We start from the raw sequence: 10,329 nt of genomic DNA on the forward strand, positions 1-10,329 counted from the left end.
ACAAGGAGATACAGTTGGCGCAACCAGAACAACCGATTAATCTAGAAGAAACAGTTGTAAAAATTAACCGATGTACGACTGTAACCAAGGGTGGAAAGTCGATGAGCTTTAGTTCTCTTGTTGTTGTTGGAAATAAGGCGGGGAGTGTCGGTATCGGCTTTGGTAAAGCGCGTGAGGTACCAAATGCGGTAAATAAGGCCGTCAAGGAAGCGAAAAAACAGCTATTTAAAATAAATTTAAAGGGCGACACGATACCACACGAGATAATGGGACGTTACAAGGCTGCCAGAGTATTCATGAAGCCCGCTTCACCAGGTACAGGTATTAAAGCTGGTGCGCCTGCAAGGGCAGTTCTAGAATATGTAGGGGTAAGAAATATCTTGACTAAATGTTATGGCAAAAGGAATCCACTTAATGTTGTTAAGGCGACATTAAACGGTTTGAGAGCCCTAAAAACAAAAGAAGAAGTTGAAGAATTACGGGGAGTAAGGATAGAATGAATCTTTTTGATTTAAATGCGGTACCAATAAAGAGGAAACGTAAGAAGAGGGTAGGGCGAGGAATTGGTTCAGGTTGGGGAAAAACTGCAGGTCGCGGAGCAAAAGGAGCTTCTTCGAGATCTGGCTTCAGCATGAAAAAATTGTTTGAGGGTGGACAAACACCTCTTTTCCGCCGATTACCAAAACGTGGATTCAACAACATATTTAAAAAAGAATATAACATTGTAAATTTAAAGGACATTGCACATTTTGGCAGTGGTGATATAGTAACGATTGCTACACTGAAGGAATCTGGGGTAATTAAAAAAATAGGTGCAGGAGTGAAGGTGTTGGGAGAGGGCGAGTTGAAAAATTCAATTACAGTTGAAGCGCACAAATTTAGCAAAGTCGCAATGGAAAAAATTAAAGCAGCAGGCGGAGAGGCTAAAATAATTTCATGATTGAACAATTTGGAAATGTTTTTCGCATACCTGAGTTACGGAAAAAGGTTTTAATCACTCTTGGTTTAATAGCATTGTGTCGTGTAGGCGTTTATTTACCCATACCAGGAATTGATACCAGTGTATTAAAGTCGTATTTTAATCAGTTTTCACAGTCCGGAATTGGACAATTATTAGGAATGGTAGACATGTTTGCGGGCGGTGCCATGTCTTCCGGAGCTATTTTTGGGCTAGGAGTGATGCCTTACATAAGTGCGTCTATCATTTTTCAGTTGTTAGTAGGTGTGGTACCTTATTTAGAAAGACTACAGAAAGAGGGTGAAGTAGGCAGGAAGAAAATTAATCAATATACGCGGATTGCAACCGTAGGTTTGTGTCTTTTCCAAGCTTTTGTGATGACGAGAACTCTTTATACTGTTGAGTTTAATGGAGTACCGGTCATACCAGTATACCTACAAGGCGTTAGTTTTCAGTTAATGGCGGCAATTTTGCTAACAACTGGCACTATGATCTTGATGTGGATCGGGGAACAGATAGAAGAGCACGGGATAGGGAGCGGTATATCGATAGTTATTATGGTTGGGATTATTGAGCGCTTGCCGTGGGCTTTTAACCAGATAGTACAAAACTTTACATTTTCTGTAGCCCCGGCAGAACATCAGATTGGAATCGTTAAACTTTTAATATTGTTGGGTATGTTTTTCGCCATTGTAGGTGGTGTTGTCTATATAACGCAAGGGCAAAGGCGTATTCCTATACAACAAGCTAAGCATACGCGTGGTAGGAGGGTGTACGGTGGACAAAGACACTTCTTGCCTCTAAGAGTGAATCAAGCAGGCGTGATGCCGATAATATTTGCGCAATCATTGTTGATTTTCCCTGCTGCAATCATGCAAGGTATACAGATAAGGTTTGAACCCGGGAGCGTTGGTTATTGGATAACATCACGCTTATCGGGTATTTTACAAGAAGGTGTTTTATACGTTATGTTGTATATTTTGCTAATTACTTTTTTTTGTTATTTTTGGACGGCTATCCAATTTAACCCAAGAGAAATGTCAAATAATATGAAAGATTACGGCAGCTTTATTCCCGGGATTAGGCCAGGGCATAGAACTGCAGAATATCTTGAGAGTATTATGGGAAAGATAACACTTGCGGGTGCTGCCTTTTTATCTTTAATTGCTATTCTTCCGAAGTTGGTAGCAGGAGGCTTTGAACTTAACAGAGCTATTGCTGGCTTTTATGGAGGCACTGGATTACTGATAATTGTTGGTGTTGCATTGGATATGGTGCAGAGAATCGAATCGCATATGATAATGAGGCAATATAGTGGCTTTCTTAGCGGTGGTACACGAATTAGAGGTAGGATGGGATGAGGATCGTATTTCTAGGTCCTCCGGGTGCAGGTAAAGGAACACAAGCGGAAACAATTAGTAAGATTGAGAATATTCCGCATATTTCTTCGGGGAATTTATTGCGCGAAGCTATAGAGGCCGGAACTGAGACCGGTATGAAGGCTCGTTTTTATATAGAGAAAGGCATATTAGTACCAGATCAAGTTGTTGTGGGGATTGTTGTAGATAGAATTTTAAAGAATGATTGTGGAAATGGTTTTGTTTTGGATGGTTTTCCAAGGACACTTTCTCAAGCAAAAGTACTTGACGAAATGTTAAAAACACTTGGAGATAGTCTTGATATTGTTTTTTATTTTATTGTCTCTGAGCAGACGGTTATTGATAGATTGTCCGGTAGGATGATTTGTAGTGTGTGCGGTGCGAATTATCACATAAAATTAGTGCCGCCGCTAAAAGATGGCATTTGTGATAAGTGTAGTGGGAAATTACTTCAAAGGGCCGATGATAAACCAGAGACAATTATAGAAAGACTTAAAGTTTATCGTGAACAAACGGCAGGTCTAGTTGAATATTATAAGAAAAATAAGATATTAAAGGAAATAATTAGTGACTTGAGAATAGAGGTGATCTCAAAGGCTATCGCTGATATCATTAATCAAGAGTGCAAGAAGCAAAAAAAGACAATGGCCGGGTGACAAAAGTGATAGTACGCAAATCTCCACGTGAAATAGAAATAATGCGAAGTGCTGGAAAGATAACGGCAGAAGCATTAAGACTGGCAAGAGAACTCACTAAAAAAGGGGTAACAACAGATTATTTGAATGAAGAAATAGAGAAATTCATTATAAGCAAGAATGCGATACCTGTTTTTAAAGGTTATAGAGGGTTTCCTAAGAGTATATGCACTTCAATAAATGAAGAGGTTGTTCATGGTATACCTAGTCAAAGAAGATTAGACGAAGGTGATATTCTAAGCATTGATGTTGGTGTCCGTTATCGTAAATATGTTGCAGATGCAGCATTGACAATACCCGTTGGAATTGTCTCTGAGGAAGCAGAAAGACTTTTAGGTGTGTGTGAAAAATCACTATATTTGGCCATAAGTGTGATCAAGTCACGCGAAAAGTTGTCACTGATTTCGCGAACAATACAAGAGTTTGTAGAGGAAAACGGTTATTCGGTTGTAAGAGACTATACTGGTCACGGCATTGGCAGGAGCATGCATGAAGACCCACAAGTACCTAATTTTGTTAGTAAGTCGCTTTTAGAATCTGATGAAATATTAATGCCTGGCGTGACTATTGCAATAGAGCCTATGATTTGTGTTGGAAAACCAGATACGAAGGTGTTGGATAATAGGTGGGTCGTAGTGACAAAAGATGGGGAATTATCAGCACATTTTGAACATACGGTGGTAGTTACGGAGAATGGGGCTGAAATTCTAACGTTATAAAATTTTTTATTAACATAATATGGCAAAAGAAGAACCAATTCGCGTGGAAGCTGTTGTAAAGGAGTCTCTACCCAATGCAATGTTTCGGGTGGAGTTACAAAATGGACATAAGATACTTGCGCATGTTTCTGGCAAAATGCGCATGCACTTTATTAAAATATTGCCTGGTGATAAAGTGACTGTTGAGATGTCGCCATATGATCTTGATAAAGGTAGGATAATTTATAGGCAAGTTTAAAAGAGTAGGTATATTTTAGTTATTATTTAGAGAATGCCACCATGAAAGTTAGAACTTCGGTGAAGAGAATTTGCGAAAACTGTAAAATAATAAGAAGAAAAAATGTAGTTCGTGTAATTTGTTCGAATCCTCGGCACAAGCAGCGGCAAGGATAGTTTTGTGATTTCTAGAAAGGAATCTATTAATGCCTAGAATTGCAGGTACAGATATTCCCGCAGACAAAAGAATAGTTGTTGCGCTAACATATTTTTACGGTATTGGGAGTGCTTTATCTAAGAAAATATTAAAAGAACTTAGCATAGATGAAAATGTGCGTGCTAAGGACCTTCATGAAGATCAGCTTAGTATTTTAGGCGCTCACATCGGGAAAAATTATAACGTAGAAGGACAATTACGCAGACAAGAATTGCAGAATATTTCACGTTTAAGAAGTATAAGTTGTTACCGTGGAATGCGTCATCGAATGGGATTGCCGGTGAGAGGTCAAAGGACAAAAACTAACGCTCGAACTCGAAAGGGGCGAAAGAAAACTGTAGCGGGCAAAAAAGGAGTTAAAGAAATGAGGTAAACCTTTTTGCATTCTAAGTAAATTAACTAATTTTTGATACGTGATTAAGAATCTCAAAAGGTTAAGATGGAAAAGAAAGAAATAATTGCAGCATTAATGAAAGCCAATGTAAATTTTTTAAATGCTCTCGAATTGAATATAGATGTTTCAATTAGGAGAGAAAACAAGAAGTTTAATGAAGTCGTAGGGTTCTGTGAACAAGTTATAACCATAATTGAAACCTTCTATAAAGAAAAAAAGGAAATTGTATTTCTTGATTGTTCCTGTGGTAAATCTTATTTGTCGTTTGTCTTAAATTATGTGCTATCAAATACCTTTGCTTTAAATACATATTTCTATGCGGTCGATAAGAATCCGGCAATAATAGAAAAATGCGAGAGGATCAATAGCCTTCTCGGATTTAAAAATATGTGTTTTATAAATACTAAAACAATTGATGTTTTACCAGAAAAATCTGTCGATTTTGTTATTGCACTTCACGCTTGTGATGTCGCTACGGATGAAACTATTGCAAAAGCAATTAAAATCAAATCTAGGCACATTCTGGTAGTACCCTGTTGTGAAAATAATATTAGGAATCGGCTTAAAGAAGGGCATCCGTTGGTGGATATAACGGATTTTGGCCTATTGAGATATCGGTTTGCTAGTATCCTTACCGAAGCATTAAGAGCACAGTTTTTAGCTGGAGCAGGTTACAGTGTTAAGCTCGTTGAGATCGTATCTCCAAAATATACGCCAAAGAACCTGATGATCATAGCGAAAAGAAAGAAAAGAAATAGAAAATACAATATGAATAAATTTCAGAAATTAGATGAGATGTTTAATACCGACTTTGTGTTGCAAAGTTTTTTTGCCGATACGGGTTCAAGTCGAAGTGAATGTTATAAGGCAATATGTGGGTGATACAATTATTGTAATAGTTAATTTGTTCGCTTTGCGGTATACTGATAACCTCATAACAAATATGATAGTTTTAAAAAAACGTTTGTATGACGTTACAAGCGGTAATTAAAGTTAAAAAAAGTGTTACTATGTTTTTTGTGTATTAAACACAATAACCAGGATGATTTTGATTGATGAGGTGAAATATGTCTAAAACTAGCAAAAAAATTAGGCGCAACGTTACAAGAGCTATCGCAAATATCAAAGCTACATTTAATAATACTTATGTGACAATAGCAGATGTTAATGGAGAGACAATTTGCTGGGCAAGTGCTGGCACCGCAGGTTATAAAGGATCCCGTAAAAGCACCCCTTTCGCAGCTCAAAAAGCAGCGACAAGTGCTGCTGAAAAGGCACAGAAATATGGAATACAAGAAGTAGAAATAAGGGTTAAAGGGCCTGGGCCTGGCAGAGAATCAGCTATCACGGCTCTTCAAGCAGCGGGATTGAGTGTAAAAGCGATAGAAGATGTCACGCCTCTTCCACATAATGGTTGCAGACCCCGTAAAAAGCGCAGGGTGTAAAATAAATACAGGTGTAGTTCTGGAAAGGAAAGATATGGCAAGATATGTAGGACCACAATGTAGGTTGTGTCGAAGAGAAGGTGAAAAACTGTTTTTAAAAGGATTCCGTTGTGAAACGGTTAAGTGTGCGATAACAAAGCGAAAATACCCTCCGGGGCAATTTTCATGGGGAAGAGGAAAGCTTTCGAAGTATGGTATTCAGTTCCGGGAAAAACAAAAAGTGAAACGTTTTTATGGTATTTTAGAAAGACAGTTCCGGAATTGCTTTAGAAAAGCGGAAAAACAAAAAGGGAATACTGGTGATAACCTATTAGTAATGCTGGAACGAAGGTTAGATAATGTCGTACATTTGCTTACATTTGCTCATTCAAGAAAAAGTGCCAGACAGCTTATTTTACATGGCAATGTAACGGTCAATGATAAAAAAGTAAATATCGCCTCTTTTTTAGTAAAAGTTGGTGATGTGATAAAGCCTAAAAATAGCGAGAGAAGTCGGAAGCTTGTTCAGGATAACGCGGAAGCTTTAAAATCCAGAAAAATACCCTCTTGGTTAGAATTCCGGCAGGATGCATTGGAAGGTGTGGTGACACAACTTCCAAACAGGGATGATATTTCTGTTTCCGTGCAGGAACAGTTAATAATCGAACTTTGCTCAAAATAATTTTTTTAGCCGGAACATTCCACAATGATAAGAGTTATCATTGTAGTCATCAATTGAAGTTGTAATCCCGCAAACATTCGTAAGAAAATTACTTGCGTCAAATTTATTTTTATAAATTCCCTTATAAATAGATTAGGGAGGAAAATATGCGAATAAGGTGGAGAGGTCTTGAACTGCCAGTACGAGTAGATGTTGAAAATGAAACTTTGACCGACAGGTATGGTAAGTTCATAGCGGCCCCTTTCGAACGTGGTTTTGGTCACACAATAGGAAATAGTCTACGGAGAATTTTATTGTCTTCTTTAGAAGGTTGCGCTGTTGTTTCCGTTAAAATTGAAGGGGTGGCGCATGAATTTACCAATGTACCAGGTGTAATAGAAGATGTTGCTGATATTATCCTGAATATCAAAAATTTGGTTGTCAAAATGCATTCCGATCAGCCGAAGATTATAAAAATTGAGGCTAGTAAAAAAGGTAAAGTTACCGGCAAAGATATTATTACTGACGAAAGCGTGGAAGTTGTTAATGATGATTTACATATAGCAACACTTTCAGAGGATGTGGCTTTTAATGTTGAAATGGAAGTGAGAAAAGGCCGCGGATATGTAACTGCTGATGAAAATGAATCTGAGGATCAAGATATTGGTTTGATATCTGTAGATTCTTTTTTTTCTCCTGTCAGAAATGTACGGTATTTCACGGAGGAAACACGTGTTGGAAGACGAACAAATTATGACAGACTTATTTTAGAGATTTGGACGAATGGTACTGTTACTCCCGAGATGGCTTTGGTTGAAGCCGCAATGATTACCAGAAAGCATTTAAATCCGTTTATACAATACTTCGAAATAGGCAGAGAATTACAACAAATCGAAAAAAATATGAGTGCGGAGTGCATATCTGACATGTCTGTTGAAGAATTTAATAGGACGTTGAGCATGCCGATTGCGGAATTAGATTTATCGGTGCGAGCTTCTAACTGTTTAGAGACTGCTAATATTGTAACGGTAGGTGATCTTGTTGTTAAAACAGAGGACGATCTTTTACAAATTAAGAATTTCGGGAAAACTACGATGAAGGAATTAAAGAAAAAACTAAGTCAGTTAAATTTAGCTATTGGGATGCCATTGGAAATAAAACGAATGGAAAAGGGAAAAGGTTGATACAATGAGACATGGAAAGAGAGGCAGACATTTATCTAGAACTTCCGCTCACAGAAAGGCATTGAGGCAGAATATCGCAAATAGCCTTTTTACTCACGGAAGAATAGTTACAACTGTTGAAAAAGCAAAGGAGACAAGATCTTTTGTTGAAAAAATAATCACCATAGCTAAAAAAGGATTGGACAAAAAAGAGAGCGACAGGCCAGGCTATGTACACTGTTATCGACAGGTTCTTTCTAGATTGAAGAATGTTGATATTGTAAAAAAGATTTTTGGAGAAGGAGATTGGCGCGAGAGCGAAGGTATTGCAAAAAGATTTATAAACAGGAACGGTGGATATACACGTATATTGAAATTGTCAGGCACACGCTTAGGAGTACTTTCTGGGAGCAGTGTTGGTAAGATACCAGCGCTTGAGTATTCTATGGGTGGAATACGTAGAAAATTAAGGTTGTTGGGAAGAAGGCTTAATGATAATGCCTCCCTTGCTATTTTTGAATTGGTAGAAACTGAAACTGATGTAAAATACTCAGAAGAGATTAAACCCAAAGTTGCCACATCTTCGCTTAAAAGCCTCTGATTTTTTCTGATATGCTTTTGTTTATGTGGGTAGAAAGCTCAACACCAGGAGAGATTTTTTCCGGGAAGCGTTTTGTCCTTGCTTCAATTTCGCCGCAAAGGATTAAATTGTTAAAATTGGCGGGGTTGTCTTTCGATGTAGTACCTCATGGAGTCGACGAAAGCTTTTATAAAAAACGATTACCGCCGGACGTACTTGTTCAATATCTTGCATCGTTAAAGGCATGTAGTGTCGCTAAAGGGCTGAAAGATGTGTTTATCATCGGAGCAGATACGGTTGTTTTGCATAACAATAAGGTTTATGGCAAACCAAAAGATGAAGATGATGCACGAAGAATGCTTTTTTTATTAAATAATTCGGTTCATGAGGTATTTTCCGGACTCTGTATTAAAGAAATGCCGTCTGAAAAGGAATCTGTAGGTGTTGCACTGACCAAGATAAAAATGAAGAACGTTTCGGTATATGAACTTGAAAATTACGTGCAATCAGGAGAGCCAATGGGAAAAGCCGGTGCTTATGCTATCCAGGGAGCAGGTAGAAGGTTTATTGATAGAATAGATGGAAGTTATTCAAATGTTGTTGGTTTACCGCTAGAGTTATTGAATAAAATGCTTAATGATTTTATAAATAATGAATATTCCTAGAAATTTTAGCTGGCTCTTAAAAGGTGAAATTGCTGGTATGGCTAGGCCCATATCTGTAGTATCTGATTTTGAATTTCTTCGGGAAAATGGTATTGATGTTATAGTTACTTTGTCAGAGTGGCCGCTTCATAAAATATTATTAGAGGAATTTGGTTTTGCCAACAAACATATCCCCATTGCAGACCTTACCCCACCGACGCAAGAACAGATAGAAGAATTTATTTTTTTTGTAAATGAGGCTGTGTCTTTTGGTAGAAAAGTGGTTGTACATTGTGATGCAGGAATTGGGAGGACAGGTACTATGCTGGCATGTTACCTTGTAAATAAAGGATTTAGTGCAAAAGATGCTATTGTAGAAGTTCGTAAAAAGAGACCGGGTTCTGTTGAGACTGCTGCACAGGAAGAAACTGTATTAAAATACGAGAAAAGACTTTCTAAAAAGATTAAAAAATAGCGTGTAGTATAGCATGTTAAGCAAGTAAGAAATATCTTGTATTTTATTGAAGTGATATTAACAATTATGTATTGTCTAAATCTAGGTCGCTTATTTTTTTTACTGTAAAAAGTATACTTGTAACAATTTCCTTATCCGCAATCATTCAATTCTCCTTAGGTTTTCCTGTTGTTCCTTCAATACAAATCAAGTAAGCAGCGCAATTTTTTTGCATGTGTAGCAGTGCAGTTTAATTTCCACCTTATAAACAGAAAATCTTCCTTAAAAAAGAAAATATATGACTCCGTTGATTTTTCTGTTTTTGGAAAATATGCAAGATTTCAATCTAACAATGACTTGGAATTACGATAACCATTTTTCAGAAAATGGTTAAAAGTTGGGTAAACTAACAAAGACAGATATGCAAAAAGATTTTAAATAGGCTGCTCTGTTTTACAGATTTTGTGTGGAATTGTTACGGAGAAGCTATTTTATTAAATCTCTCAGAAAAAATATTAGTATTTTAAGCGCGTAATACTTTGCAGAGATAAATGATGTTAAATCCAATTACAATTACTGCATTCTTTTGTAGAATGTTTTAGGTTTGTTCTTAAATAACTTGTTTATGCAAGGTGATTTATTGCAACTAAAGGATTATTTTCCTGCCTTGAAATTTTCTTGCCAGTTAAATTTGTTTATGATAGTATTCACGAAAATCAGTGTCTTTTATATACGAAGATGTTATGGTTACAGTTTTTATAGAAGAAATAGCGGTATAATTTATGTGGTTTGTATTTGTTTTGCGCGATTGTTTTTAAATGAAAT

General features: G+C 37.0%; 15 protein-coding genes. All 15 read left to right on the top strand.

Going from position 1 to position 10,329, the window contains the following annotated elements:
- Window positions 1-14: 14 nt before the first annotated feature.
- The 15 genes from rpsE to ABJL82_RS01230 all read left to right on the top strand — a co-directional run bounded on the left by rpsE (window position 15) and on the right by ABJL82_RS01230 (window position 9,525).
- Complete coding sequence (rpsE, locus tag ABJL82_RS01160; RefSeq protein ID WP_347272843.1) at window positions 15-500, top strand: 30S ribosomal protein S5; 486 nt, start codon at window positions 15-17, stop codon at window positions 498-500.
- Window positions 497-940, top strand: coding sequence for a 50S ribosomal protein L15 (rplO, locus tag ABJL82_RS01165; RefSeq protein ID WP_347272844.1), 444 nt, complete (start codon window positions 497-499; stop codon window positions 938-940). Before rpsE ends, rplO begins: the two co-directional genes overlap by 4 nt.
- On the top strand, window positions 937-2,319 hold the full coding sequence (secY, locus tag ABJL82_RS01170) for a preprotein translocase subunit SecY (protein WP_347272845.1): 1,383 nt from the start codon (window positions 937-939) through the stop codon (window positions 2,317-2,319). The genes rplO and secY overlap by 4 nt, the downstream gene beginning before the upstream one ends.
- Entirely contained in the window at window positions 2,316-2,993 is a 678-nt protein-coding gene (locus ABJL82_RS01175) for an adenylate kinase (protein WP_347272846.1), read from the top strand. The genes secY and ABJL82_RS01175 overlap by 4 nt, the downstream gene beginning before the upstream one ends.
- A 5-nt stretch (window positions 2,994-2,998) precedes the next feature.
- A complete protein-coding gene (gene map, locus ABJL82_RS01180; protein WP_347272847.1) occupies window positions 2,999-3,751 on the top strand; it encodes a type I methionyl aminopeptidase in 753 nt (250 codons plus the stop codon).
- Window positions 3,752-3,770: 19 nt separating this feature from the next.
- Window positions 3,771-3,989, top strand: coding sequence for a translation initiation factor IF-1 (gene infA, locus ABJL82_RS01185; protein WP_099325909.1), 219 nt, complete (start codon window positions 3,771-3,773; stop codon window positions 3,987-3,989).
- Window positions 3,990-4,030: 41 nt separating this feature from the next.
- Window positions 4,031-4,144, top strand: a complete 114-nt coding sequence (gene rpmJ, locus ABJL82_RS01190; RefSeq protein WP_347272849.1) for a 50S ribosomal protein L36 — start codon at window positions 4,031-4,033, stop codon at window positions 4,142-4,144.
- 29 nt (window positions 4,145-4,173) lie between these two features.
- On the top strand, window positions 4,174-4,557 hold the full coding sequence (rpsM, locus tag ABJL82_RS01195) for a 30S ribosomal protein S13 (protein ID WP_347272850.1): 384 nt from the start codon (window positions 4,174-4,176) through the stop codon (window positions 4,555-4,557).
- Window positions 4,558-4,623: 66 nt separating this feature from the next.
- Window positions 4,624-5,460 (top strand): SAM-dependent methyltransferase, encoded by an 837-nt coding sequence (locus ABJL82_RS01200; RefSeq protein ID WP_347272851.1) that lies wholly within the window; start codon window positions 4,624-4,626, stop codon window positions 5,458-5,460.
- 185 nt (window positions 5,461-5,645) lie between these two features.
- Entirely contained in the window at window positions 5,646-6,023 is a 378-nt protein-coding gene (gene rpsK, locus ABJL82_RS01205; protein ID WP_347272852.1) for a 30S ribosomal protein S11, read from the top strand.
- A 34-nt stretch (window positions 6,024-6,057) separates the two neighbouring features.
- Window positions 6,058-6,684 (top strand): 30S ribosomal protein S4, encoded by a 627-nt coding sequence (rpsD, locus tag ABJL82_RS01210; protein WP_347272854.1) that lies wholly within the window; start codon window positions 6,058-6,060, stop codon window positions 6,682-6,684.
- A gap of 146 nt (window positions 6,685-6,830) precedes the next feature.
- Window positions 6,831-7,847, top strand: a complete 1,017-nt coding sequence (locus tag ABJL82_RS01215) for a DNA-directed RNA polymerase subunit alpha (protein ID WP_347272855.1) — start codon at window positions 6,831-6,833, stop codon at window positions 7,845-7,847.
- Window positions 7,848-7,851: 4 nt separating this feature from the next.
- On the top strand, window positions 7,852-8,427 hold the full coding sequence (gene rplQ / locus ABJL82_RS01220; RefSeq protein WP_347272856.1) for a 50S ribosomal protein L17: 576 nt from the start codon (window positions 7,852-7,854) through the stop codon (window positions 8,425-8,427).
- A gap of 23 nt (window positions 8,428-8,450) precedes the next feature.
- The gene (locus ABJL82_RS01225; protein WP_347272857.1) at window positions 8,451-9,071 is read left to right on the top strand and encodes a Maf family protein; all 621 of its coding nucleotides are present in this window, start codon (window positions 8,451-8,453) and stop codon (window positions 9,069-9,071) included.
- Window positions 9,058-9,525, top strand: coding sequence for a dual specificity protein phosphatase 23 (locus tag ABJL82_RS01230; RefSeq protein ID WP_347272858.1), 468 nt, complete (start codon window positions 9,058-9,060; stop codon window positions 9,523-9,525). Before ABJL82_RS01225 ends, ABJL82_RS01230 begins: the two co-directional genes overlap by 14 nt.
- The last annotated feature ends 804 nt before the right edge of the window (window positions 9,526-10,329 follow it).

Origin of the sequence: Candidatus Kuenenia sp., assembly GCF_039794105.1 — a bacterium.
Taxonomy (GTDB): Bacteria; Planctomycetota; Brocadiia; order Brocadiales; family Brocadiaceae; genus Kuenenia.

Excerpts from the sequence above, each read along its gene's own strand:
- rplO (WP_347272844.1), top strand. The coding sequence starts at position 497 with ATGAATCTTTTTGATTTAAATGCGGTACCAATAAAGAGGAAACGTAAG.
- secY (WP_347272845.1), top strand. The coding sequence starts at position 937 with ATGATTGAACAATTTGGAAATGTTTTTCGCATACCTGAGTTACGGAAA.
- ABJL82_RS01175 (WP_347272846.1), top strand. The coding sequence starts at position 2,316 with ATGAGGATCGTATTTCTAGGTCCTCCGGGTGCAGGTAAAGGAACACAA.
- infA (WP_099325909.1), top strand. The coding sequence starts at position 3,771 with ATGGCAAAAGAAGAACCAATTCGCGTGGAAGCTGTTGTAAAGGAGTCT.
- rpmJ (WP_347272849.1), top strand. The coding sequence starts at position 4,031 with ATGAAAGTTAGAACTTCGGTGAAGAGAATTTGCGAAAACTGTAAAATA.
- rpsM (WP_347272850.1), top strand. The coding sequence starts at position 4,174 with ATGCCTAGAATTGCAGGTACAGATATTCCCGCAGACAAAAGAATAGTT.
- ABJL82_RS01200 (WP_347272851.1), top strand. The coding sequence starts at position 4,624 with ATGGAAAAGAAAGAAATAATTGCAGCATTAATGAAAGCCAATGTAAAT.
- rpsK (WP_347272852.1), top strand. The coding sequence starts at position 5,646 with ATGTCTAAAACTAGCAAAAAAATTAGGCGCAACGTTACAAGAGCTATC.
- rpsD (WP_347272854.1), top strand. The coding sequence starts at position 6,058 with ATGGCAAGATATGTAGGACCACAATGTAGGTTGTGTCGAAGAGAAGGT.
- ABJL82_RS01215 (WP_347272855.1), top strand. The coding sequence starts at position 6,831 with ATGCGAATAAGGTGGAGAGGTCTTGAACTGCCAGTACGAGTAGATGTT.
- rplQ (WP_347272856.1), top strand. The coding sequence starts at position 7,852 with ATGAGACATGGAAAGAGAGGCAGACATTTATCTAGAACTTCCGCTCAC.
- ABJL82_RS01225 (WP_347272857.1), top strand. The coding sequence starts at position 8,451 with ATGTGGGTAGAAAGCTCAACACCAGGAGAGATTTTTTCCGGGAAGCGT.
- ABJL82_RS01230 (WP_347272858.1), top strand. The coding sequence starts at position 9,058 with ATGAATATTCCTAGAAATTTTAGCTGGCTCTTAAAAGGTGAAATTGCT.